The organism is Anabaena sp. FACHB-595, assembly GCF_048568275.1.
Taxonomy (GTDB): domain Bacteria; phylum Cyanobacteriota; class Cyanobacteriia; order Cyanobacteriales; family Nostocaceae; genus Trichormus.
Window position 1 is genome coordinate 62840 of the sequence record NZ_CP183475.1, and the last position, 25424, is coordinate 88263.

The following is a 25424-nucleotide window of genomic DNA, read 5'->3' on the forward strand; positions in this document are numbered from 1 at the left end:
TACTAAAAGCAAAATAACAAATGAAACTAAGCATTGAACAATCTAAACTCGCAGAAATTCTAGAAACCGCTTATTTCGCAATTAGTCCTAAGCCCACTGACCCAATTTTAGGAAATATCTTACTGATAGCAAATGAAGATGGGATAGTATCAGCAACAGGAACAAACCTTAACCTCACAATTCATACTACAACTACGGCTAATGTAGAAACTTCAGGTCAGGTAGCACTACCAGCCAAACTATTAACTGACACTATTAACAATGTCAGAGGAGAAATTACCTTAGAGGTAGAAAACCAAGCCTGCATAATTACTCACAATAGCGGTAAATGCCGTCTGATTGGCGGAAAACCTGACGAGTTTCCAACTCTTCCCAAAGGAGAAAATCCAATAGAAGTAAATTTAAGTGCCAAGAAACTCCAAGCCGCACTTGAAGGGACACTATATTGCACCAATGGTGACGAAACAAAGTTAGTTCTAACTGGTGTCAACTTCAAAATTGATACTAATAAGTGGCAAGCTGCTAGTACAAATGGTCACAAATTAGCACTAGTCACAGGAACACTTGATAGCGAATATTCTGACCCAATTGACTTTACTGTTCCAGGTAAGTCACTTAGTGAGTTAAGCAAAATTCTCTCTCAAAGTGCTGATACAAGCGTGTGCAATATTCTTCTATCAAATAAAACTATTGAGTTTAGTCTTCCTCACACAAAAGTCATTTCCCGACTTTTAGAGGGAGAATACCCCAAAATCAATAGCTTGATTCCCAGAACATTTGAGTATGAATTTACATTAGAACGCAAGGGATTTGAGAGCGCACTGAAGCGGGTAAGTTATCTAGCCGAACGCAAGCAAAAGGTTGTCAAAATTCTCTGGGAATTGGAAGCTACACAGGCAACACTATACACCGAAGCTACTGATATCGGGGATGCAGTTGACTCGGTACTGATGAAACCAGCAACTAATCATTCAGAAAACATCAGTATTGGATTAAATATCGACTACCTTCTCGAAGGATTAAAGCACATTAGTACTGATGAAATCGTGGTGCGGTGTAACAAACCCACGCAACCAGTCATTATCTGCCCAATGGGAGGACTGCTCAATCAGTTGTATCTAGTAATGCCTGTAGAAATTAAGCAGGGGTTTGAAAATAAATCCACCCCAAGCAAAACGACAACAGCAGAGAAAACTCCTGAAGCATTGGAAACAACAGAAACTACTGTAGTAGCCGAACTAGAAGAAGCCATAAATAATACTCAGACTTCTCAAACGGAAAGCAATGGTGAAACCTCTGAAGTAGAGACATCAACAGCTGAGGCCAAAGCTAGTAACAAAAGTAAGCCTAGTTCGCGTACACGAGCCAAGAAAGAGGCTGCTTCTGTATAAAAGCAAACTCTCCTACCAGATAACTGGTAGGAGGAATTTCAAATAAATCATTGGAAAGAACTATGTACCGACCACTACATCTCAAATACCGTCCCCAGATTCTTAGTGAAGTTATTGGGCAAGAACATATCGTTCGCACTCTCATAAATGCGATCGCATTCCAAAAGATTGCACCTGCTTACCTATTTAGTGGCCCCAAAGGTACAGGTAAAACCAGTACCGCCCGCATCATCGCTAAATCTCTTAACTGTCAATCAAGCAATGAGCCGACAACTAAGCCCTGTGGAGAATGCAATTCATGCAAGGGAATTACGGCATCTTCTTCTGTTGATGTAACCGAACTGGATGCAGCAAGCAATAGTGGGGTAGAACTGATCCGAGAGCTTATATCCACTACCCAATTTGCACCAGTGGAGAGTAGATTCAAAATATTCATTATTGATGAATGTCATGCCCTAAGTAGCCAATCGTGGCAAGCACTCCTCAAAACCATTGAAAGCCCTCCCCGTCATGTAGTATTTATCTTCTGCACAACCGAGTTACACAAAGTTCCAGAAACGATTGTCTCCCGTTGCCAAAAGTTTGACTTTAAGAGAGTTCCTGTCTCGCTAGTTGCAAGCTACCTAGAAAAAATATCTCACCAGGAAAGTATCAACATTGCGCCATCAGCAGTTACCGCCGTAGCTAAAGCAAACAAGGGACATCTGCGCGACTCACTCAAACTGTTAGATCAGCTAACCTTACTAGGTGAAGAGGAAATTACCTATAACTGGGTTTGGGAACTATCAGGCACTATTCCCGAATACGATCTACTCACCGTCTGTGAAAATATCATCAAAGGAGAAATTACGGGGAATTTAGGCATCCTTCAAGATTGGATTGAATCTGGTAAACAGCCAACTGCTATCCATACAAGTCTTGTCAACTTCCTCAAAGACTTACTTGTGTGCAAAACTAATCCCAATGGCAGACATCTTACACAGCTAGAACAGGACACCTGGGAGGAATTAGTAAGTATCTCGCAGTTGTGGAATATCGACCAGATCCGAAACGCGATCGCAATCTTAATGGCACGCCAAAGTCTCATGCGGGATGAAGACGCGCACCTTTGGTTGGAAGCTACACTTATCGAGATAGTGCCAACCAACAAGGGTAGTCACCAATCACAACCCTGGAAAGATTGGAAAACTGCTCAAGATGCAATTAACTGGGGCAAGGAACAGTTACCCCACTTAACACAAGCGCAGTTACAAGAACACTGGCAAAAGCTGACACCTATTAATGGTAAAAAGGCACCTGCTTGGGTAGAAGCTGTCCAAAAGCTGCAACAAAAACAATTACAGCAAGCTTAACTTTAACGAGGGTTATAACTATAGTTATAATCCTCAATTTATAGTTTTTTAGTAACAATTAAAATGCTAAAACTACTAAAGGGCTTAATATTTATTAAAATACTCTCATTTAGGCAACCTGCATCAATTCCATACATTTCTTTGAAAGTTCGTCTGCCACTGACACAGATTCTACATCAATACATATAAATCCGAGATGTTCAACCTTCTCCCTCATGCGTTTATTATATAATAAGGTACGGTCTAAAAACTTTTGAATTAGGTACTTTTTATCCTCACTTACATTATAAAAATTACTTTCACTAAAGATTCGGTAAGAGAAGAGTTGGTCACTAGCCGTAAGCCAAATCGCTTTAACACCATTTTCGCTAACTAAATTCGCTACAAATTCAGGCCATAATGCAGAGCCTTCAAGGATAAGGCATTCCGTTGATAAATCAGACGCATGAGAATGAACGATAATCTCGACTTGCGGTAACACATTTTTCTCATAATGCGACAATACATCTACAAAAAGAGCGTCAACAGACAAAGTTCCATAATGTTCTGCTACGTGTTCTGGAATAGCATTTCTATTTGCACCCACCCAAGGATGTCCAGGATGCCGAGCGAGTTTGTCTGTAGAACGATAACTCCAACCAAGCCTCGCCGCCAAAGATTGGCCAAGGGTGGATTTGCCTACATGAGAGGAGCCACCAATTAAAATCACTCGTGTTTCATTGCTTAATTCATTCATAAGTACTGATTAACCATATTTATTTCTGTATTTATTTAATCAAATAACCAAATAAATTAACATTTACTACCACAGCAGCATACGCAGTTAAGTTGATAGTTAAAAATTAATATCAACATGAAGTTAGGAAAATCTCTAATTAATGAGTTATAACCACAGAGATTTTGTGAGAAAATCTAGAGGGATAATCGTTGTCGATGAAGACAAACTAAACATTTATTGGAAAGATCCCTCTTCAATAAAACCTTGGCAACCCAAAATACAACTCAAGCCATACCAGGAACTTTCACAAATATTTGTTGATATCGAAACAGCAGGAATCAACTCATTTGAAAGCCGTATTTATGCTATTGGTTGTATGGATTCAAGGGGATATTCTACTATTTTCATGGATATCTCAGAAGCTAAAATACTAACCAAATTTATCAACCATCTCAGTAAAAGAAATCCAGATGTAATTTTCACATATAACGGGATGGCATTTGATATTCCATTTATTATTACTCGATGCAACTTGCACGGTATAAAACACCCATTTAAAGTTGCATCCAAATCTCGGACTATTCGTACCGCCCAAGTACGGGGCGAGCCACTAAAAATTCAGGAGGTGTTCATCCGAAATAGCCAACACGTAGACATTTATATCTGCGTTCTGAGGTGGGATTTCATAGCCAAAAAGCTAACTAACGGCAGATCGCTCAAAAAGGCTGTATTGGACATGGGACTGCGCCAGAACACCAGGCTAGTTCTTCCCTATGAGGAAATCCTCGCTTGTTGGAAAGATGGCCCCAATAGCAAGGGATGGAAACGGCTAAAAGAATATCTTATTTACGACCTTGAAGACACCCGGCTAATTGCAAATAGACTTGTACCCTCATACTATTACGAAGCACTAATTGTACCGGAAATGAATCTCCAGCAGCTAACACTTGCTGGTAATGGTACTAAATGGGAACGAATATTTGAGCATCATTATCCAGGTTATAAACCAAAACCCCATCGCAAGTACAAATTCCAAGGAGGGATGGCTTACTCTATTCCTGGATTGTATAGAAGGGTTGGATATGCAGATATTAGCTCAATGCATCCTTGGGCAATGCTAGACAAGGGTATTTGCTCAATTAAAGATACAGAACGTATTGGGCTAAGTATTCTGCAATATTTGGTAAATGAAAAATTTAGGTTGGAACAACTTGCATCTGCTGGAGATGTTGCTGCTAAGGAAAAAAGAGAATCAGTCAAGGTTTTAGCTAACTCCGAATTTGGATTCTTAGGCACCTCTGAACTCGCCTTCAATGATATGGAGGCTGCTGCATTAGTTACAGCCTACAGTCGAAAAGTACTCAAGCTAATGATTGAAATTATCACGCGGTACGGCGGTACTCCTGTGGAAGTTGACACAGATGGAGTGTTCTTCACACATCCCAACCCAGAAGAGGTACGTAGTTTACTTCAATCTCAATTGCCCAAAGGGATAACTGTCAAGCTAGAGTTTATCGCTGACGCTATGTTTATCCCCGAACGGGGAACCAAAAATTACCTTTTATGGCTTCCAGACGGGAAAATCATCACTAAAGGCAACTGGCGCAACCGCGATCGCTCTCAACTAGAGAAAGAGTTTTCTATTGAGTATTTAACCCTGCTAATTCAAAATGTATCAGCAGCAGAAGATTATTATGCACACATCAAATCCCAGATTTTATCAAGGGAATATCCAAAAGAAAAACTTGCAATTACACGCAAGATTAAAGAGGGCGAAAAAGAAATACTCAAACTAGGGAAACCTGGAGATGTAGTAACTTACTATTACGGAATTAGCGGCATAACCAATATCAGCAGTAATGAGAATTACTCACGTCAATACTATCTTCACCTTATTGAAAAAAGGCGAGAAGAAATTCTCAAAATAGCTGCTCCTACAACACTAGAAAGTAACAAACGTCAATTATCTCTTTTCTAAATGAACAAAGTTGAGATTTTAGGTAAATTTTGAAGGCACTAAATATAAAGGTTTTTCAAATTCATACATTCTGATTTGTCTGTAACTAATGAAAAATAAATCCGCTTCTCGCAAGCCCAGACTTAATAAAAAGCAAAGGGCTTGGGTAAACTCATTCCTTTCGTCTCATCCTAATGCCAGAGTTAGAACTATCTACGAATTAGATGGCGATCGCGTAGTTCAAATTGAGTGGTGGGAAAACACAAACCCAGTAATATTAGACCCAAAAACTTACATCCAAGGAATTATCAGCTACAACATGTGGGTCAAACTAAGAAAGTCTGGCGACCCCAGGAAAACAGCTGAGTTTTCTTATCGCATTACCCCACCAGAAAAACGAAGTGCATCATGGCACTTAACAGGTCAACTCTCTCTAGAACTTCCCCAATGTTACGAAGTTACAGAACCAAACAACCCAGTTATCATTAAACCAAAAAGGAGAAATGCTCAAACCAAAAAAGTTAAAAAATTTCTTCAATATACTCTTCCTTTATCAGAAATTAGTGTTCAACTTCATACTACAAATATAGAAGATAATGGTGTTACTCTATCTGGACAAGAAATATTACTAGAAAACACATCGCAGCTAAATTTAGATACTGGTAAAGACACTAAACTTCCCGAAGCTATAGTCAAAAGTCTCTCAGAGAAACAAGCCGACTTAAAGGAATGGGAAACAGCCATTACACTATACGAGGTAGCTGGTTATAGTGGAGTAATAGAGTATCTTCAACAGTTAGATTCTTGGCGCAAATACTTGGGTAATAAACCAGTAGATAACCATATTGATAAAGACTCAATTCAAAATTTCGTACAACCAGTACAAACTTAAGTAAGTGTTTACTGGTCACACATAATAAATGCCAAGCAAGCAGAAAGAGTTAATACTAACTCTTCTTTTTTTAACCACTGCTTATAACTAACGCATGATAATTAGATGTTTATCTAACTTGTAATGCCAGTATACCTATACTACGGCGAAGATACCTATTCGCTCAATCAAAAAATTAACCATTTGGTGAATCAAAATGTTCATGCTGAATGGAAAGATTTCAACTACATCAAGCTATCTGGAAATGAGAAAAATATCACTGCCAAGGTTTTTACTGAGGTTATGACTTTGCCCTTTGGAGATGGTAACAAAATTGTTCATACAGACAGCGATCATTTAATTGAAAGTTTATCAAATGAGGATAATAACCAAGAACTTGAAAATCAACTTTCTCGAATACCTGCAAGTAACATTCTTTTAATTGCTAGTAACAAAAAGCCAGATTCCCGCAGAACAGTAGTAAAAACTATCCTAAAATATGCTCAACAAGAAGAGTTTCCTCTCGTTCCTTGTTGGGATAAAAAGGGGATAGTTAATTTGATAGGAAAGTATGCAGCTATCCATCAAGTTAAACTTACACCGGATGTGACTGATTATCTAGTCGAAGCAATTGGTAATAACACTGCAAGAGCCGATAGCGAATTTGCTAAACTTGCTGTCTATGCAATTGAAAAAATTATTTCCCTTGAGGAAATAAAACAATTAGTTAGTAATCACAATACTGACTACCAAAAGCTTACTATTGCTATGTTAAGGAATCATTCAAACTTGGCAATAGCACAAGTGGATAAACTACTAGATAGTAATGAACATCCACTCAAAATAGTAGCAACTATTACGTCAATTTTTCGTACTTGGCTAATAACTAAAGCTGGCGTAGAAGCTAAGTTATCTGACATGAAGATTGCAGAAATAGCCGAATTGAAGAACCCTAAAAGATTGTATTACCTCAAAGATGAAATCAAGTTTGTAGGCGTTCAAAAACTGAAAAATAGCCTTACCTTACTTTTACAACTCGAAACGGAACTCAAAAGCGGCACTAACAATTTAACTAGCCGAATTATCGAAATTTGCACGATATGAAAAACGACTTATTTACAGAAATCATCGGACAGCATACCGCCAAACTTCTACTAACTGAAGCAATCGAACGTAATCAAATTGCTCCCGCATACCTATTTAGCAACGAAGTTGAGGGAGTGGGCAAAGGAAAAATTGCTTTGGCATTTGCAAATGCAATACTCTCAAGAGGAAGTCGCTCCGCGATCGCAGGAGAATCTAAACATCTAGACATCTTACAAATCAAACCAAGCTATACCGAAAACACCTCCCAGCAGAAAGGTGTACCTGCTATTCGAGTAGAACAGGTGCGCGAGGTAATTGAATTTCTCTCAACTAGTGCAGTCGAGGGCAAGCAAAAGGTTGTGATTATCCACGAAGCAGATATGCTCAACCCTACTGCCGCTAACAAACTTCTTAAGACGCTGGAAGAACCTAAAACTGGAACGTTTATTCTGATATCATCCTATCCTCAAAAGCTATTACTCACTATCAAGAGTAGGTGTCAAATCATACCTTTCCAAAGGTTAACTGATGAGGAGGTTATTTCTGTCCTTAAAGACCAACAGATTGAGGCAACAGAAAAAATACTAGCTATCAGTTCGGGCAGTCCTGGTCAAGCGATCGCCAACATGACAATGTTAGCTTCCATCTCACAAGAAATCACAAGCCAACTCGAAGTACCTCCTGACGATATCCTCAAGGCACTCAGTTTGAGTAACTGCATCTCAAGCTGGAATCACCAAACGCAGTTATGGTTGCTTACCTACCTGCAATACAACTGGTGGCAGAAATTAAAAAGCACTATGCTACTAGCCAAATTCACTCAAGCAAGAAAGCAATTGCTGCATCACGTTACTCCTAGAAGCGTTTGGGATAGCCTACTTCTGCCATAGCAAAATACACTCATTATCAAAAAGCACTGCCAGTTAGAAGTATTTCTAGCTGGCAGTATTTGTTTACACATAAAAGATATGAACCAGCAACACAGTTTATTCAATGTCGAAGAAACCATCCGCAACAGTAAAAACCAAAAAACCAGCGAAATATTAAACCCTAGCACTAGAAAGATACTTCAGTTACTAACCAGTCAAGGGATTAACAAAGCTGTAACAGCCAGCCTACTCGATCTAGCAGGAGCAAGTCGTGAAATTGTTCAATACATCGCTGGGCCAATTGTCACTCAGCAGAACGGCTGGCAACAGTCAATTCCCACTTGGGTTTGGCGCGCGATCGCAGTTGATAGATTAGACGCAGCTTTACAAGAGATAGACAAGGGAGAAGTAGGTAAACTCGCCTCTAGCAGCGAAGTCGTTGCACTGATGATGCCAATTGCTTTTGAAGTGCCGCTATCATCTGAATGGACAGATGTTTATCTCTGGGCAAGTTATGATGCCCTCGTTAGGCACAGACCTTTCAAGAATTTTAACTATGAAAACCTCTGGGAGAAGATTGGTACAACTCCGGTTTCGTATGACAAAATTCGCTCTGATTATGAAACCCTTGCTGCTGATATTCGTTCTCGTGTAGTCAAACACGCGGCGAAAGAGGGATGGGGTAAGAAGTCTTCAAATAACAACAAACACCCTGTTACAGCAAATTCAACTGAAAGTAATACGAAGATGGAGCAATTGTCACTGTTTTAATAACTAATTGTTAGTACTTTTTTCAACACTCCTCCCAAATTCCTTCCTCTCTTTGTCCGTGAGAGGAGGAAGTTCTTCCTTGTAATAAAAATTGCCTAATTTCTGACACTGATTGACATAAATTCGTCTTGCTGAATCACTTGCCCCCAAGTCCTGACGCAAAAGTAATTTAAATGATTTTTCATGCTCCTTCAATTCTTTTGCTGCTACAATAATTTCTGGTGATACGGCAGGATTTTCATAAGTAGAAGAAAGTTCCTCACTTGATGAATAAACGCTTAGTCTATTGCCAGCAGGTTGTGTTAGAAAACGCTGAGTATTATACGAACGCCATAGACCTAATTTTTCGCGCTGTAGTGACTCAATTTCAACCTCACCAACTCGGTCTGGAGTACTGCGCCGCACGTAGAGAAAACAAGCTTTATCAGCCGCTACAGTCAAACTTACTTTTACACCATTACCATCAAAATAAAACGAGTCAATTAAGTCGTTTTCTGCACTAATTTCTCCAAGCTTCTCTTTATTTGATAAATCAGGTAACACTTCTGAATTTAACGACGGCGTAGCATTATTAACATTAGCTGAGGATAATGAAGGTGTAGGTGAAGGATTCGATTCTATAGCTGAAACTTTATTTTCTTTTTCTGGAGATGAACATCCAACCAGTAAGAATAATCCTATAAATAAGTATATTTTCATAAATATAAATTTGTCTTTATTAACCAACAGCAGAATATTAATTATTGTTTTCCATTCAAACGACCTGTTTGATAAAAATCAAGCAGGTTAGGGAAAGCTTTTTGTAGCAACCAGTTCCGCCCAATTTCTGATTCGGGAATATTTGAAGCAGCCATGTAATAACCACTTCTGTAAGCAGCTACACCCAAACAAGCTTGTAGGCTGGATATAGCCCGTGAAGAAGCTGGAATATCCATCAAATCTTGTATATGACTGGGATGATAATTTTGTCCTGCCACCAAAAAATAAACTAAAGTATGAACCAACCGGGATAAAATTACTGTTCGGTCTTGCCAACGCTCTAAATGAGACTTGATACAGAAGTAATCAGGTAAATCAGCTGCTTGAGATTGATCAAGGAATAAATCGCTTTGGCTTTCGATAAAACTAGAATCCAGACCTATAAACTGTTTTAGAAAAACAAGCGTTTTGCCCCAACGTTCGTGTTCCTTAGTTTCAGGAGAGAACGCACCTTCTGAATATTGTGAGCCATACTTTTCTTGAAGCTGTACAACTGCCTCTTGATTGATATCACCTTGCCAGTCAGATTTAGCAAAAAATTTTTTGAAAATATCTTTCAAATAAATGGATGAAAATTCACTAATATCCGGTGCTTCATCATCAAAATCGTCTTCATAAGTATCAATAAGAAATTTCTCTAACTCGATTTCTAGCTCTCGTTTTCTATTAACTGGCAGTAATGATTTAGCATCTTCTAATGATAAAGGAAAATCTAAATAAGGATGTCCTTTAGCTAAGTAAGAATCACCCAAATCTGTCAAACTTTTTAGCGCAATAGTCCGGGCAAAATACTCATCTTGTGGATGTACGCATATCCCATCTAATTCCTTATCCACCAACATCATAGTAATTGCCAGTAGAGCAAACCATGAAGCATCGTGCAAACAAGTTGGTAAATCAGTAACTAAATCTACTAACTTCAGTTCTAGGATTTCTCCCCAAACGCCTATCCTAGCGGTATTGGAAACATCACAAAAATGCTCGACCTCTTCTCCAACAGATGTTTCTCCTAACCACGTAAGATTTTCTACTTGCAAAGGAGAGGAGTAGTCAGGAGTTAGCTGGTTTTGGCTGTCTTCATCGAACTGTATCCACATCAAAGCCAAGAGCATCAGCTTACAAATACTTACTCGCTTCAAGAGAAGATATTCAAGCATAAGTCATTACTTATAATTTTTAGATACATACCACGACATTTGCAATCCCACCATAGCACAGGATAATTAGCCGTTCCTTAGTAAAAACCGCAATGCTATGAGAAACAGAAATAAAAAATAACTCATAAGTATGAAGCAAAAAGTGTGCTTTAAATAAAACAATTCGTCAAAATGATAAATCCTAAAAGAACTAATGCTGACGCAGCAATAAAAGAAATATATCAATTCTCGCGTTATGAACTATATCAACAAAGTCATGCTAGTTGGCAGATGTGGACAAGAACCTGATCTGAAATTTTTCGAGTCGGGTGCAGTTAAGGCTTCAATCTCTATTGCAGTAAGACCGCCCTACAGAAGTGAACAAGCCCTTTGGTTTGATTTAGTCGCTTGGGGAAATCAAGCAGAAGTGATTGGAAATTACGTTCGTAAAGGAACTCAGATTGCAATTACTGGTGAGTTTGGATTTGATCGTTGGGCTGATAAAAATTCTGGCACTATGCGACAAAAACCTGTAATCACAATCAACACCATCGAATTATTAGGTTCACCCCGTAAAGAAGAATCTACATCCACTTCTGCACCAAACGAAACACAGGCTGTAGCTAACGCAAATTTCTAGAAAATTACAAATCGCCTATGCAGTATAAATCATAGGCGATTAACCATCTAATCAATCTACAAATCAAACGACCATGATTCATAATACTGCAACTATTAATCTTAAATCAGTGAACACAACCCACGACAAAGAAGGTTCCTTGATTGCTTTTGGGATTGCTGAATTCTACTACCGTTCCAAGGAAGGAGTCGTTACTGACGAGATACCATTCCGTTCCAAGGGCGCACCTGCTGTCGTTATCAACGAACAGGGGGAAGGCGTACATGGTACAGCAGAAGGATATCTTGATTTAGTGGTAGATAACAGGGGTGAGTACAAAGAAAAGATTGCCACATTCGTAATTAAAAACTTTATCTCAGCACAACCGATTAACGAACTTACCCAAGTTAGCAAAAACTCTCACTCGCCTGAAACTCCCGATTTTGCCAAGGAACTACTCGAAGATAACGTTACTTCGACAAATGAAGACCTAGACGAAGAACCTCCATTTTAGAACCAACTAACTGAATAATGCTAGTCCAGACAGGTTTACTGGTTTGAACTAGCGTTATTTTTTTCAAAAATCCAAAATAAAAATCCACTGTTTGGTAGAATCGCTGACATGGGTTCACAAAATCGCTTCATTAATATATGTCATCAACCAAAATAATTGCCACTTTCAATCAGTCAGGTGGTGCAGCTAAGACAACTATTACACACAATCTTGGATACCACCTTGCTAAAAAACATCGTGTACTGCTTGTGGATATGGACCCACAAGCATCACTAACAGCTTTTATGGGATTAGGAGAAGTCAAGCTGCAAACTGAACAAACTATCTATGGCGCGATCGCTGAAGAAACTCCCCTCTATGTATGGGAAAAACCCATTTACGGGATGCACCTTGTGCCTACAAATATACAATTGGCAGGTACGGAGCAAAAAATTTTCCATGACCTGACCATCGACAACCGCCAACGGCTCAAGTTTGCACTCTCAAATGTACTTGACCAGTATGATTATATTTTGATTGATTGTCCGCCTTCTCTAGGAATCCTAAGCATTATGAGCTTAGTAGCTGCTTCACACGTTATTATTCCTGTTGAGACACAATACAAGTGCTATCTTGGCACCAATCAACTGCTAGAAACAATTGCCCGGCTTAAAAAAGGAGGACACCAGAAATTACAAATTGCCTGTATAATTCCAACCAAATACGATAATCGTAATCTTCAAGACACAGGAATACTGGAAGAAATTAAACAACAGGTTGAAGGACGGATACATGTTACTGCCCCCATTCCTAAATCAACAGCTTTTCCTGACGCAACCCAAGCACATCTACCACTTGCACTCCACAAAAAAAACCACCCCGCAGTTAGCATACTCGAAGAAATCACAAAATATATCACTCAACTATGAGCCAAAAACGCGAACTAGAAAAACTCACCGGACTCGATAATTTATTTGGAGACGAAGAAGAACAATCCTTATCCGATTCCACTTTACCTTTATCCCAAATCATCCTTCCGCCGAGTCAGCCCCGTCGCTATTTTGACCCTGTAAAACTCAAATCGCTCGCCAACAGCATTAAGGAAGTGGGTTTATTAGAACCCATAGCCGTCAGAAAGATTGAGGAAGACAAGTACGAACTTATCGCTGGTGAACGCCGTCTCAAAGCTTGTGAAATTGCAGGACTTGAGGAAATTTCTGTAGTCATTCTTGAATGTGACGAGAAAAAAGCTCGCAAACTCCGCTTAGTTGAAAACCTCCAGAGGGAAGACCTCAACGCTTATGAGGAAACTATCGGAATTCTCGAACTACTTGCCGAAGAACTCGATCTTGACCAAGAAGCGGTGGTCTCTCTTCTATATCAGATGAATAATGAGACAAAAGGAAATTCTAACCATAACGTTATGGTTAGTGAAGAAGCACTTGCTATACAAACAATATTCCTCCAGATAGGCAAGATATCTTGGGAATCGTTTGTATCCAACCGCCTTCCTCTACTCAAACTTCCTCAAGATATCCAAATCACCCTTGAAAAGGGTCAAATCGAGTATACAAAAGCACAAGTGATTGCACGTATCAAGGATAATAAAAAGCGGCAAAATATTTTAAAAAAAGCTATTGAAGAAAATCTGTCATTATCTGCAATCAAAGAGTTAGTGGGGGATATTCTCCCAATTCAATCAGAAAACAAGCCGCAGTCTCCCCAGCAACAAAATAAAGAAAGAGCAAGCAAAATATACAAATCACTGCTTAAGAGCAAAATCTGGGATGACGAGAAAAAAGTAAAAAAAGTTAATCGTCTTTTTGACCAAATTGAAGCACTTTTAGAAGAAAAGAAGGAGGATGCTTCTTGACTCGGTTTGATCCAAGAATTCAGTTCAGGTGCTCTCAAAAAAATTCCAGCTAATAGAACCTGATCAACCAAAGCCAGTTTACTCTATAAAGGCTTGTAAACAGTTTGGATGGTAATTGTCTTTAAAAGTTTTTCCAACAGTACCAATTTTACTGTTATTAATGTGAGCGACGATATAGCATTTTAAATGGGTAAATAGAGCGAACGCTATCAAGTGGACGGACATCGAAAGGTAACTTAATAGTAAATGTGCTACCTTTACCAAATTCACTTTGCACATCTATGCTGCCGTGATGTGCCAAAACAATTGCTTGGGCGATCGCTAATCCCAAACCAGAACCGCCAGTGCTACGAGAGCGATCGCTATTGACTCGATAGAAGCGGTCAAAAATTTTAGTCAAATCATGCTGCGGAATACCAATACCCGTATCTTGAACCTGAATCACAGCATAATGGTCACTGCGATCTAGGTAAACGGTTATCTTTCCTCCTTTTGGCGTGTATTGAATCGCATTGATAATTAAGTTAGAAAACAAGCGATAAAGCTGATCTGCATTACCAATAACATCCAAAGAAGTTGGCATCCGTACTGAAGATGTTAATGTTACATCAGATGCGATCGCCAAGGCTGCAAATTCCTCTATTAAGTCGTTAACAATATCATCCAAGCAGCAAATATCTCGTTGCATTGGCATTGGTTGACGATCCAGACGAGTCAGCAGCAACAAATCTGTAACCAGAGTTGTGAGTCGCTGATTTTGACGCTGTAGAGTTTGCAGAATGTCCCGTGCTTCTATTTCATCTATTTGGGGCATCAAAAGGGCTGATTCTACTGTCGCTTGTGTTGCTGCTAGAGGTGTCCGTAATTCGTGTGCAGCATCTGCTGTAAATTGTTGAATTTGTCTATATGAGCGATAAATTGGCTGCATTGCTAACCCTGCTAACCACCAACTAGCAACACCAACCAGAGCCATTACCATTGGTAATCCCAATGCTAAAATGAGCTTCACAGCAACAAGATAACTGTTGAAGTCTGCCAGACTTCGCCCTACTTGAATGTAACCCCAATCACGATTGTCTTGGGTGTGTAGAACAAAAGAAATTTGGTGGTAGAAATGTCCTTTGCTGTCTTTCAGAGTTTGCCAAAGTTCCTTGTTAAAGGCTACGGGTAACCCTTCTGGATAAGTTCCGGCTAGAGCAATCAAGCGTCCGGAATTATCGAAAAAACGCACATAATAATTACCTTGATTGATTGCGCTTAAAATATGGCGTTTGGAACTTAACTGCTCTTGAATACAGCTTTTATCAACTACACAAATATTGGGTAAAAGCTGCTGTATAACTGGTTCTAATTCACCAGGTTGCTGTAATTTTAATTCAATACTGTCATGTAGTGTTCCGGCAACAGACTCCAGTTCTCGATCTAATGTCATCCAATGGGCATGGGAAATCGCTCTGTAGATACCAAATCCGCACAGGCTTAAAATCAAAGCCATAACGAGCGCATACCACAAGGCTAAACGCAGGCGGGTCTGCTTAAACAGTTTATTTTGATTCATGGCGTGAGATTGAGACGATATCCTGTACCATGCAAAGTTTCAATCATATTCCCGCACCCACTGTTGGTTAGTTTGCGTCGCAGCAAACGCATTTGAGCAGCTACTACATTACTTATGGGTTCTGCACTCACTTCCCAAAGCTGATTACGAATTTGTTCAGTAGTTACAATTTGGTTTGGGTGTTTCATAAAATACTCTAGTAACTGGAATTCTTTATTAGTTAAGGAAATCTCCTGTTTCTTGCCTGTATTATTTTGACTAACAACCATATTGTTGCCGTAATCTAGAGTTAAGTTGCCAACAGTTAATTCTTGGGGCTGAAATTGGGGCGATCGCCTCTGCAATGCCCGCAATCTAGCCAATAATTCAGCCATCCCAAATGGCTTTACCAAGTAGTCATCTGCACCCGCATCCAGCCCAGTCACTTTATCTTCCATTCTGTCTTTAGCTGTCAGCATTAAAACAGGTAGAGGACTTTGACGATAACGTAGCCTTTTGCATAACTCTAATCCTGATATTCCTGGCAACATCCAATCGAAAATAGCTAGCGTGTATTGTGTCCACTGATTTTCTAGATATGCCCAGGCATCATTACCATCGAGTACCCAATCAACTAAGTACTTCTGCTGGGTAAGAGTTCGCTTAATAGCAGCACCCAAATCTGGTTCATCTTCGACTAGTAACACTCTCATAGAGTTCACCTGTCAACAGTAAGTTGATATCTTTTTAAAAACTTTTTCATCTGTACATTTATATAAAATTTAAGTATAAAATTTTACAGAATTTTTTTTGAAATAGCAAAATGTTAACAGTGAAAAAGGACTCAGTAGATTGACTTGCCAAAATAGGTGTGGTCTTAGTTTGAGGAGTTACAGAAACTAAGTATTTGCAAGAGTCTATTGAGTCACTATTTATTTTGACAGGTAAAGATGAAACTAAGATGAAATTCCAGCTATTTCCCGAAAATTTATAAACTGATTTATAAACTATTGGTGTTCATTGTCACATCAAGAAAGTTCATTAGCATTATTTTTCTCATATTCGAGTTTGACGCTATACAAACAAACCCTCCATTAACTTAAGCTTCATCGTCATGCAAGCAATAGTGTATACAAAGCAAATCATGGAAGTCAATTTAATGACAATGAGAAAATCATAGCTACTGATTTTTGGAAATTATTTAAGACAATATCTGAAATTTCATCTTAATTTCATATTTATCTTTCAGGATAGAAATATCGAGTCTATTCATGAATGAATACAGGCATTTCTGAGAATTGGCTTGAAAAAATAAACCTGTTAGATATTGATTATTAACTAGGAGTGATGCCCCGTAAAGCTGACACACCAATTGCCATAGCACAAAAGCAAACCTACCAATAATTGGGGCGGCTGATTTAATCAGGTATTCCAAGACATTTGTACATGACATCAAGTTTATTACAAATATCACTAAATTTAGGCTGTAAATACGACATAAGAGAGCTTTAGCAAGTAAGCAAGTTTACAAAGTTGCAGCCACAGTAATTTCCTCATTTGTTTCAATATTCAATATGAATTCTTTTCCCAAAACTTTATCGTCCGAGAACTTTTCTAGTTCGCAATACAACAATCGTAAGAGATACAATCTTTTTGTATCTGCCAATGTTACCCAGGCACTAGGAAATGTCCCGATCGTACAGCTTGGAAACATATCCCGTGTATGTATTGAATCAGAGTGTTTATTAAAGCTTGAGAGCTGCAATCCTGGAGGATCAATTAAGGAGAAAAATGCAGTTTACCTCGTCAAGCGTGCGGAGGAAGAAGGACTACTTGTACCTGGTGGTACGATTATCGAGTCAAGCTCAGGAAATTTCGGCGTTGGTTTAGCAATGGTAGGAGCAGTCCGAGGGTATCGAGTGATTATTGTTGTCGATGCCAAAACTGCGCCACCGTTTAGACGAATGCTGAAAGCATATGGTGCGGAACTTGTGGATGTACCGCTACATGAAGCAGACGAATCAGGCTCTATGCAAAAGGCGAGAATGAAACGAGCGCATGAGCTTACCGCAACTATCCCTAATGCTTGGTATCCATGTCAGCACTTGAATCCTTGGAATACTGAGGCACATTCATACTACACTGCGCGGGAAATTGAAGCCCACTTTGCTGGTGAACTTGATGCTGTCGTGGTAGGTGTTAGCACGGCGGGACAAATAATGGGAATAGCTCGTTATCTCCTACCGCGATTTCCCAAAATACGTATTGTTGGCGTTGATGTGGTGGGTTCAGTGATTATGGGAACGCCAGCCAAACCATACAAGATGACGGGTATTGGGTTATCTTTCTTTCCACCAAATCTGGATATTTCAATGCTCGATCGCGCTTACGTGATACCAGAGGATATGGCTTACTCGGTGTGTCATGCACTTGCAAGTCGTGAAGGATTGCTTCTTGGTGCATCAACAGGGGCAATTGTCGCTGGTGGTTTGCATCTGGCGCGCTCTCTTGGTGCGGGTGCGCGGATTTTGATGATCAATCCAGACCGAGGGGATAGATACCTTGAGACAGTCTACGATTCCGATTGGCTTGATCATCATGGATTTACCTTGAAACAGGGGGAACATCTTGATGATGCGATCGCCTCACTGACTCCTCTGTATTTTTAGTGGCTCATCATAGATTAATGTTGAAAAAAATCATGAACATTTCACCTCAGCAGGGACAGGAAGGTAATAATACAGCTTCAGGGCGATCGCTACTAGCACTACTGAAGCAGTTTATTCCACTTTCCCTATCTGATGTGGCAATGACTCTCGGAGATCCGCTTCAGACATCTGCACTTAGCCGCCTATCTTTTCCGCAAGAGACATTAGCTGGAGTCGGGGTAGTCAAAGGAGTTGCCGTATTTCTGGAAAGCCCCATTATCATGATTCTTCATGCCTCAACTGCACTGGGAGGCCAAGCTAAATCTCGTCGCGTACTTTGGCAGTTTACGGTAATTGCGGGACTAGCTCTGAGTGGTATCTTTCTGTTCCTCACTTGGAAACCCTTATATAACTGGCTACTGCTTGATTTATTCGGCGTTAGCTCATCAATCGCTGCACGAGGAAGAACTGCTTTTCTGCTAATGTTCCTGTGGCCTTTCGTGATTGCTTGGCGGCGATTCTTTCAAGGGTTACTGATCCGCGCTCACAAGAGCATAGCTGTAGGTTGGGCAAGTGTAGCGCGATTGACTTGGGTAATTGTGACGCTAGCAGTGGGAGTAAGTTTGAGGTTAGATGGCGCATTTTTAGCAGGTATCACCATGATGGGAGCAATACTCATTGAGGCGGTGCTGGTTACATGGTTTGGTCTACGTCTTGGTGCTATTTCTATTCTTAATCAACAAGGATATTCTGAAACTAAGAAACTGCCTCAAACCTTTGGTGAAGTTACCTTTTACTATCTTCCTTTAGCCTCAACCATGCTTTTGGTTTGGGGTGCAAGAGCAATACTCTTGAGTTTGATTGCACGCGCATTCGATGGTAGCATTGCACTTGCTGTTTGGCCTGCGGCCTGGGGGCTACTTCTTTCGATCGCTAACGGTACACGTATGATTCAACAAGTGGTAATTTCTGCTTATGAAGAAACTTCCAGGCGAACACTTGCTGCTTTTGTAATTATTGTCGGGTTAAGTTTTACTTTGATACCTTTTTTTCTGGGGTATACAGATCAAGGATTATTTTTACTGCGTCAGTTTTTGGGTAATAATCCCTCTCTTGTAAACGCATCTCGTCCAGTTATACAAATACTCTCATGTTTACCCCTGCTCTTGGCTCTGCAAAATACTTTTCAAGGGCTACTGATTCACAAAGGCAAGAACTGGTTCATTAACTTGGCAACACTGGTTGCCGCAATCTTGACTTTAGTAGTATGCGGAACCCTAATTTTTACCAGACATAGCGGAGCTAATTCAGCAGCTTATGGAATGCTTGCAGGTGTAATTGGTGAAATAATAGTGCTTTTTTTCGCGCTTCAGAGTAAATAATTGGATTAATTTTGACTAGCAACTATGGCACTATTAACACGGAACAAAAAGCATGATGAAGCAGATAGTTGCTAACACGACCTAAAACAAATTCTTCTATAGTAGAAAGCCAACGCCGCCGTCCAATTACAATCAAGTCTGCTTGCCAATTCCGAGCAAATTCACAAATGGTTTCGCCAGGTTGACCAACGTGTTGTTTGTATTCTACTTCTACACCTGCTGCTGTTGCTTCTGTTGTATATAAATGCAGCATCTCTAACTTTGGCTGGGAGAATTTATCTAACATTTTTTGGCTGTGTTGTGCAGCTTCACTGTCTTTATCGGGATCATAGTAATTTAAAATGTCAGTAGTATCTAGATATCCCTCTTCTTCAGGACATAAAACGTTAAATATCATAAGGTTAGCCTTTGTGAGTTTTGCCAGAGCAAGTGCTTTTTCAAAAACACGCTTGCTAACTTTAGAACAGTCTATTGCCACTAAAATTTTCTGAAACATAAAAAACTCCTTATCTTATTCCATACGCACAATATCTCTCATTCCTAGCCAGTTATAGCGTCGAATCAACCAAGGCAACACTATAATTACAATGAGGAAAATAACAGAAATAGCCATTCCTAAAGGTGTTCCTACGCTTAATGCTTCTCCCATATATGTCAGCAAAAATGTTGAAGGAATCATACCTAAAAACGTAGCAATTGCATATTTAGGGAAAGAAAGACCAGCTATTCCCGCAGCATAGCTAATCAAATCAAAAGAAAATATTGGCAACATCCGAGTAATAAAAATTAACCAGCTAAGATAGGTCTCTCCTTTGTTTTTTGAGAAATAAATGATTTTACCTGTTAAAGCTTTAATTGCCGATCGCCCCAAAGTTCGTCCCAAAAAATAAGCAATTAAACCACCTAGAAAACCTCCTATGATGCTGTAAACTCCTGCCATGAATGTCCCCCAAATAGTGCCAGCTATAACTGCGAGTGGCGCACTGGGAATAGGACTAATAACTACAGATAAAGCCAAGATACCAATATAGACAAATGGGCCAAGTAACCCTAAATTTTTTACAGTTTGTCTAAATCCTTCTGGTGTTAATAAATTCAACTGGGGATTCAATAGCCAATAACAGACGGCTAAACATAGGAGCAAAATTGCCAACCCAAAGGCGTTTTGACGATTAAACAGGATTTTGATTCTTTCCTGTCTTTTCACTTACTTAGTTCTCCCAATATTTTAGGTATTACTTCTCTTGGTGCTGTCTCCCAGACGAGGGAAAAAAGCTGGTGTATTGCTGGCATAGCGATCGTACTCTTCGCCAAATTCTGCTCGTACCTCACGTTCTTCTTGGCGTGCTAGTCGTGTATACATCCACACCAGCACCGGAAACATCAATAATGTGAGAATTGTCGGCCACTGAAGCAAAAAACCAAACATGATACTGATAAAAGCTAGATACTGGGGATGGCGAATTGTTGCATAAGGGCCAGTAGTAGCTAATGTGTGAGAACGCTGGGCTTTGTACAGAACCTCCCAAGCTGATGCCAATAAGATAAACCCACCAAAAATGAGGATGTTACTCAAAATATGCAACACATTAAAGTGAGGATTGCCTTTCATACCCAGCATTGTCCACCAGAGATGTCCTACATCATGGGAAAGTAAATCCAACTTTGGATAGCGGCTTTGCAACCAACCTGAAAGTAGGTAAATTGTTAAAGGTATGCCGTACATTTCAGTGAACAAAGCCATGATAAAGGCAGAAAAAGCACCAAAGGCTCGCCAATCACGGGGACTTTTTGGTTTTGTAAAGCTGAAGGCAAAGATAATAAATACCAAAGAGTTGATAATCACCAAAGACCAAAGACCGTAGGCGGGTGCGTTGTTCATTTCTTATTTCCTGTTGATTGATATTTTTTACCGAGATGAACGATCATTTCCGTCACTGTGTCCGCCGTGTCCACCATGTCCTCCGTGCATAAATAAGTGCATGAATGGGCAGGCTAAAAGTAACAAGTAGGGGAGAATTCCAGCTAGATGTGCTAAGTGTTCAGTGATGAGAAAAAATGCAGCAATGGCCAGGAAAATATATAAGGCTATTTTGGCGGGCGATCTCCACCAACTATCTTGACTAGATTGATGATTCATAGAATTTTTCCCCCAATCCAGTTAACAATTGCAATTCAATTTGTTGACAATTTGAATCCTTTCAACAGTGATGAATTAACAATCACTGACAAGGAACTCAAAGCCATCGCAGCTGCGGCAATCATTGGGTTGAGTAAACCGAAGGCAGCAATGGGAATGCCAATGGAGTTGTAAATAAATGCCCAAAATAGGTTTTGTTTAATTTTGAGCATCGTGGCACGAGATAGGCGAATTGATGTGACAACATCGCGCACATCGTTTTTAACCAGAATGATGCCGCCTGTTTCCTTGGCCACATCTGCACCAGAACCAATAGCAATCCCAATGTCAGCAGTTGCTAAGGCTGGTGCATCATTAACACCATCTCCCACCATTGCCACAACTTCGCCACGTCGTTGAATATCTTTAACGACTTGGGCTTTATCACCGGGTAATACCTCAGCAATTACCTTATCGATTCCTAGTTGACGAGCGATCGCTTCGGCAGTACGCTGGTTATCTCCAGTGAGCATCACAACTTTGACCTTTTCCCGACGCAAAGCAGCGATCGCTTCCTTGGCTTCAGGTTTGATGGTGTCGGCTACTGCTACAATCCCCATCAACAAACCATTACAACCAACCAGCATGGCTGTTTTACCATCAGATTCCAGACGAGTCAATATCTCTTCTGTTGCCGGATTTATTTGATAGCCTTGCTCGCGGAACAAGCGGCGATTACCCAGCAAAATCCTATCTCGATTAATTGCTCCCCGAATCCCATGTCCGGGAATTGCCTCAAAATTACTCACCTTGGGAATATCTAGCCTCTGATGTCTGGCTGCTCGCACAATTGCTTCACCCAAAGGATGTTCTGAACCCGCTTCTACCGCCGCCGCCAACCGCAGAATTTCATCGTTTGGGCGTTCTGCCAAGGGTACAATATCCGTCACACTAGGCTCACCACGAGTCAAAGTTCCAGTTTTGTCGAAAATTACGGTAGAGAGCTTTTCAGCTCGTTCTAAAATTTCACCACCCCGAATCAAAATCCCGCCTTCTGCTCCCTTACCCACACCAACCATCAACGCGGCGGGAGTAGCAATACCCAAAGCACAGGGACAAGAAATAATTAACACAGCAATAAATGCCAGTAAAGCTTGCGGAAAGTTCCCGACAAGTAACCAACCGAGAAATGCCAGTACCGCAATTCCCACAACCGCAGGCACAAAATAACCCGTCACTTTATCTGCCAACCGTTGGACTTGAGCCGTACTTGTCTGGGCTTCCTCCACAATTTTGATGATTTGAGCTAAAGCCGTTTCCGCCCCCACACGAGTCGCCCGAAAACGGAAAAGTCCGGTTCTGTTTAAAGTACCACCAATCACCGCAGATTCGGCTTGCTTCTCTACTGGTAGTGACTCCCCTGTCAGCATTGACTCATCTACAGATGAAGATCCATCCAGCACAATTCCATCCGTCGGTACTTTTTCTCCCGGACGGACAACAACTGTTTCATCCACCATTAATTGCTCTGCCGGAATTTCCATCTCCATACCATCTCGGATGACTCTGGCGGTGGCAGGTTTTAAATCTAGAAGTTTGCGTACTGCTGCCGATGAGTTCTTTTTGATAATTTCTTCCATATACTTGCCTAGTAAAACAAAGGCAATGACGACGGCAGAAACTTCAAAATAAACGCTACGTTCCTCAACTCCAACAGGTAGAGCATTAGGAAAGAAAATCACTGCCACACTATAGAAATAGGCAACACTGGTTCCTAAAGCAATCAGGAAATCCATGTTTACATTGCGGCTTTTGATGGCATTCCACGCTCCCACGTAAAATGACCAGCCACCAATGAACTGTACAGGGGTAGCCAGGATAAAAAGCCAGACTCCCCAAGTGAACCAGGGTAGAGCAGAAATCGGCACCCAGCTTAAGATACTTACACCAGCTGCCAGTCCCAAAAATGCAGCCGCTCGCAGAATTGCTAAAAATAGTACCCCCGTCATCGCAATGGTGACGCGAGTCCGCATTGATTTAAGTTCCTTCTCAGGATCTAAAAATGTGTTTAAGCAAGTTTGGCTGCAAAAATAGTAATTGCGTCCACCTCTTTCTGTCTTCAAGGATGTGGCTTTAGGTACTGTCATGCCACAAATAGGATCTTTCGCCATCCCACCTTGAGGTACAATGCTTGCGTGTCTATGTCCGTGATGCTCGTGAGTTCTTGCCATTTTTGAATGAACTCCTTCATCCTGCTGGTTGTGATTTAAAAGTATGCAGCCAAGTCTGGCTGCAAAAATAGTAAGTCTGTCCGTCTCGCTCGGACTTCAATGCTGTAGCCTTTTCTACAGTCATGCCACATATTGGGTCTACAGCAGTCTTTTCACTATCTTGTTGACGCTTGCGTCTAAAAAAATTCCACATAATTGACCTCCTTGAGAGCAGATGTCAATCCTGTCAGGTCAAAATCTCCCCGGAATTTAACTTTCTTCGGGGTTGGATTTATACCAAGCCTGATACCACTGCTGCATCTGGTTAATTTCAGCTGTTTGAGTTTTAATGATGGACTGAGCTAAGTTACGAATTTCTGGTTTGGTAGCTTTTTTAGTAGCCATCTGCGACATCATTAGAGCCATGCGATGATGAGGAATCATCTGACGGATAAATTCTTTGTCGAAATCTGGTGCATTTTTCAAGGCTGCCAAATCTACATTCATACCCATCATGTTGCAGTTCATCGGCATTTTCATCATGCCTGGGTTCATCTGTTGGCACATACGCTGATGCCTTGCCATCATGCCTTGATGATTCATGGCTGTTGCAGGTACTTCTTTCCCGTACCATGCCTTGTACCAAGTTTTCATTTGCTGAATTTCGCGGTTTTGTTCTTGTTTAATAGCTTGAGCTAGCTTTTTAATTTCTGGGCGTTGAGCGCGACTTAATGCGATATCAGCCATTTCCATTGCTTGAGTGTGATGAGGAACCATCATTTCAATGAAATGTTGATCCATATTAGTCATCATCCTTCTTTGGGGAGGAGGACTAGTTTCTGTAGATGGGTGATGAGTATTGTGTTCTGAGTTTGAAACCTGTGCTTGTGCGTTATTTAAAATTACTAATCCAGCGAGCGTACTACTGGTTAATAGACCAGCTAAGCCATAAAACAATGTTTTTGTCTTCATAACCCCACCTCATTTTAGGAGTTAAACACAACTTATATTTATGAAATTATCGAGAGATTGTGAGGAACTTGTGAGATAAAAAATATTCGATTAACTCAATGAAATTGTGCAAATAGAAAGCGGTAATCACGGCTTTTTAAAGCTTTACTTTCTTGAAATAATTAAGCTAATTTTCTTTCCAACCACTTAGTTAGATATTTCTATCTTCCATAAAATCCTATACTTTAAGCTTTTCACCTAGAGATGAAAAGAGGATGAAATATTTTTTATGTACACCTTTCTTTACAAATCAAGGCGATAGCAAAGGACTGCTTTCAGTAGATGATATCTTCGTTAGTGTCGTAATAGATGCGATGGTCTCCGAATCTACCGTGGGCGATCGCGCTTTTTGGCATTTGTGTAACATCCATGCCTACTTAATTAAGGGATTGTCCCACATCGACTGCTAGCAATTGGTCATGAGTTGCTTTACCAGTCAACACTAGTACCCCGTTGATGGCGATTGCTTGCATTGACTGAACTCCATACTGTTCAACTTTCGCTAGATAAGTCTGCTGCTCCTAAACTGAACACAAGTCATCAACTAATACTTCACAATTTGAGCCAGCTAGTTCTTACGCTGTGCAAACTGTATCCTCACAAAGAGGGCAATTAGCTATAA

The 25424-nt window shown here is 40.3% G+C and carries 26 protein-coding genes; 14 read left to right on the top strand and 12 right to left on the bottom strand.

Going from position 1 to position 25424, the window contains the following annotated elements:
• Positions 1 to 20: 20 nt before the first annotated feature.
• The gene (gene dnaN / locus ACN222_RS29145) at positions 21 to 1391 is read left to right on the top strand and encodes a DNA polymerase III subunit beta (protein ID WP_010993897.1); all 1371 of its coding nucleotides are present in this window, start codon (positions 21 to 23) and stop codon (positions 1389 to 1391) included.
• Between the two features lie 62 nt (positions 1392 to 1453).
• Complete coding sequence (dnaX, locus tag ACN222_RS29150; protein ID WP_010993898.1) at positions 1454 to 2743, top strand: DNA polymerase III subunit gamma/tau; 1290 nt, start codon at positions 1454 to 1456, stop codon at positions 2741 to 2743.
• A 109-nt stretch (positions 2744 to 2852) separates the two neighbouring features.
• Here dnaX and ACN222_RS29155 read toward each other — a convergent pair whose 3' ends face one another.
• Positions 2853 to 3479 (bottom strand): hypothetical protein, encoded by a 627-nt coding sequence (locus ACN222_RS29155; RefSeq protein ID WP_010993899.1) that lies wholly within the window; start codon positions 3477 to 3479, stop codon positions 2853 to 2855.
• A gap of 142 nt (positions 3480 to 3621) precedes the next feature.
• Here ACN222_RS29155 and ACN222_RS29160 point away from each other — a divergent pair, with 142 nt between their 5' ends.
• The 5 genes from ACN222_RS29160 to ACN222_RS29180 all read left to right on the top strand — a co-directional run bounded on the left by ACN222_RS29160 (position 3622) and on the right by ACN222_RS29180 (position 9015).
• Positions 3622 to 5439, top strand: coding sequence for a 3'-5' exonuclease (locus ACN222_RS29160; protein ID WP_010993900.1), 1818 nt, complete (start codon positions 3622 to 3624; stop codon positions 5437 to 5439).
• Positions 5440 to 5527: 88 nt separating this feature from the next.
• On the top strand, positions 5528 to 6310 hold the full coding sequence (locus tag ACN222_RS29165) for a hypothetical protein (protein ID WP_010993901.1): 783 nt from the start codon (positions 5528 to 5530) through the stop codon (positions 6308 to 6310).
• Between the two features lie 186 nt (positions 6311 to 6496).
• Positions 6497 to 7393 carry a DNA polymerase III subunit delta gene (holA, locus tag ACN222_RS29170; RefSeq protein WP_416365147.1) on the top strand — a complete coding sequence of 299 codons (897 nt, stop codon included), beginning with the start codon at positions 6497 to 6499 and terminating at the stop codon, positions 7391 to 7393.
• Complete coding sequence (locus tag ACN222_RS29175) at positions 7390 to 8265, top strand: AAA family ATPase (protein WP_010993903.1); 876 nt, start codon at positions 7390 to 7392, stop codon at positions 8263 to 8265. Before holA ends, ACN222_RS29175 begins: the two co-directional genes overlap by 4 nt.
• 78 nt (positions 8266 to 8343) lie before the next feature.
• The gene (locus ACN222_RS29180) at positions 8344 to 9015 is read left to right on the top strand and encodes a hypothetical protein (protein WP_010993904.1); all 672 of its coding nucleotides are present in this window, start codon (positions 8344 to 8346) and stop codon (positions 9013 to 9015) included.
• A gap of 3 nt (positions 9016 to 9018) precedes the next feature.
• On the opposite strand, the gene ACN222_RS29185 is transcribed toward ACN222_RS29180, so the two are convergent.
• Complete coding sequence (locus ACN222_RS29185) at positions 9019 to 9714, bottom strand: hypothetical protein (RefSeq protein WP_010993905.1); 696 nt, start codon at positions 9712 to 9714, stop codon at positions 9019 to 9021.
• 41 nt (positions 9715 to 9755) lie between these two features.
• The gene (locus ACN222_RS29190; protein ID WP_010993906.1) at positions 9756 to 10931 is read right to left on the bottom strand and encodes a hypothetical protein; all 1176 of its coding nucleotides are present in this window, start codon (positions 10929 to 10931) and stop codon (positions 9756 to 9758) included.
• A 235-nt stretch (positions 10932 to 11166) separates the two neighbouring features.
• On the opposite strand from ACN222_RS29190, the gene ssb reads away from it, so the two are divergent.
• The 4 genes from ssb (at position 11167) to ACN222_RS29210 (ending at position 13895) form a co-directional block, all read left to right on the top strand.
• Complete coding sequence (ssb, locus tag ACN222_RS29195) at positions 11167 to 11550, top strand: single-stranded DNA-binding protein (RefSeq protein WP_010993907.1); 384 nt, start codon at positions 11167 to 11169, stop codon at positions 11548 to 11550.
• A 73-nt stretch (positions 11551 to 11623) separates the two neighbouring features.
• The gene (locus ACN222_RS29200; protein WP_010993908.1) at positions 11624 to 12043 is read left to right on the top strand and encodes a hypothetical protein; all 420 of its coding nucleotides are present in this window, start codon (positions 11624 to 11626) and stop codon (positions 12041 to 12043) included.
• Positions 12044 to 12180: 137 nt separating this feature from the next.
• On the top strand, positions 12181 to 12951 hold the full coding sequence (locus ACN222_RS29205) for a ParA family protein (protein ID WP_010993909.1): 771 nt from the start codon (positions 12181 to 12183) through the stop codon (positions 12949 to 12951).
• Positions 12948 to 13895 carry a ParB/RepB/Spo0J family partition protein gene (locus ACN222_RS29210; RefSeq protein ID WP_010993910.1) on the top strand — a complete coding sequence of 316 codons (948 nt, stop codon included), beginning with the start codon at positions 12948 to 12950 and terminating at the stop codon, positions 13893 to 13895. The genes ACN222_RS29205 and ACN222_RS29210 overlap by 4 nt, the downstream gene beginning before the upstream one ends.
• A gap of 157 nt (positions 13896 to 14052) precedes the next feature.
• Here ACN222_RS29210 and rppB read toward each other — a convergent pair whose 3' ends face one another.
• On the bottom strand, positions 14053 to 15453 hold the full coding sequence (rppB, locus tag ACN222_RS29215; RefSeq protein ID WP_010993911.1) for a two-component system sensor histidine kinase RppB: 1401 nt from the start codon (positions 15451 to 15453) through the stop codon (positions 14053 to 14055).
• A complete protein-coding gene (gene rppA, locus ACN222_RS29220; RefSeq protein WP_010993912.1) occupies positions 15450 to 16145 on the bottom strand; it encodes a two-component system response regulator RppA in 696 nt (231 codons plus the stop codon). The genes rppB and rppA overlap by 4 nt, the downstream gene beginning before the upstream one ends.
• Positions 16146 to 17006: 861 nt before the next feature.
• Here rppA and ACN222_RS29225 point away from each other — a divergent pair.
• Positions 17007 to 18101 carry a cysteine synthase family protein gene (locus ACN222_RS29225; RefSeq protein ID WP_010993914.1) on the top strand — a complete coding sequence of 365 codons (1095 nt, stop codon included), beginning with the start codon at positions 17007 to 17009 and terminating at the stop codon, positions 18099 to 18101.
• A gap of 32 nt (positions 18102 to 18133) precedes the next feature.
• Positions 18134 to 19462 carry a hypothetical protein gene (locus tag ACN222_RS29230; RefSeq protein WP_044520278.1) on the top strand — a complete coding sequence of 443 codons (1329 nt, stop codon included), beginning with the start codon at positions 18134 to 18136 and terminating at the stop codon, positions 19460 to 19462.
• Positions 19463 to 19484: 22 nt separating this feature from the next.
• On the opposite strand, the gene ACN222_RS29235 is transcribed toward ACN222_RS29230, so the two are convergent.
• From ACN222_RS29235 to ACN222_RS29265, 7 genes are read right to left on the bottom strand one after another with little or no spacing between them, the layout of a single operon-like run.
• Positions 19485 to 19958, bottom strand: a complete 474-nt coding sequence (locus tag ACN222_RS29235; RefSeq protein ID WP_010993916.1) for a universal stress protein — start codon at positions 19956 to 19958, stop codon at positions 19485 to 19487.
• A gap of 15 nt (positions 19959 to 19973) precedes the next feature.
• Positions 19974 to 20669 carry a TVP38/TMEM64 family protein gene (locus ACN222_RS29240; protein WP_010993917.1) on the bottom strand — a complete coding sequence of 232 codons (696 nt, stop codon included), beginning with the start codon at positions 20667 to 20669 and terminating at the stop codon, positions 19974 to 19976.
• A 21-nt stretch (positions 20670 to 20690) separates the two neighbouring features.
• Positions 20691 to 21344 carry a methyltransferase family protein gene (locus tag ACN222_RS29245; RefSeq protein ID WP_010993918.1) on the bottom strand — a complete coding sequence of 218 codons (654 nt, stop codon included), beginning with the start codon at positions 21342 to 21344 and terminating at the stop codon, positions 20691 to 20693.
• Between the two features lie 27 nt (positions 21345 to 21371).
• Entirely contained in the window at positions 21372 to 21602 is a 231-nt protein-coding gene (locus ACN222_RS29250; RefSeq protein WP_010993919.1) for a DUF2933 domain-containing protein, read from the bottom strand.
• A 35-nt stretch (positions 21603 to 21637) separates the two neighbouring features.
• Positions 21638 to 23812: a heavy metal translocating P-type ATPase gene (locus ACN222_RS29255; RefSeq protein WP_010993920.1), complete on the bottom strand. Its 2175-nt coding sequence runs from the start codon at positions 23810 to 23812 to the stop codon at positions 21638 to 21640.
• 16 nt (positions 23813 to 23828) lie between these two features.
• Entirely contained in the window at positions 23829 to 24005 is a 177-nt protein-coding gene (locus tag ACN222_RS29260; protein WP_010993921.1) for a YHS domain-containing protein, read from the bottom strand.
• A 56-nt stretch (positions 24006 to 24061) separates the two neighbouring features.
• A complete protein-coding gene (locus tag ACN222_RS29265) occupies positions 24062 to 24763 on the bottom strand; it encodes a DUF305 domain-containing protein (RefSeq protein WP_010993922.1) in 702 nt (233 codons plus the stop codon).
• Positions 24764 to 25017: 254 nt separating this feature from the next.
• Between ACN222_RS29265 and ACN222_RS29270 the strand changes: the two genes are divergently transcribed.
• Positions 25018 to 25212: a hypothetical protein gene (locus ACN222_RS29270; protein WP_010993923.1), complete on the top strand. Its 195-nt coding sequence runs from the start codon at positions 25018 to 25020 to the stop codon at positions 25210 to 25212.
• The last annotated feature ends 212 nt before the right edge of the window (positions 25213 to 25424 follow it).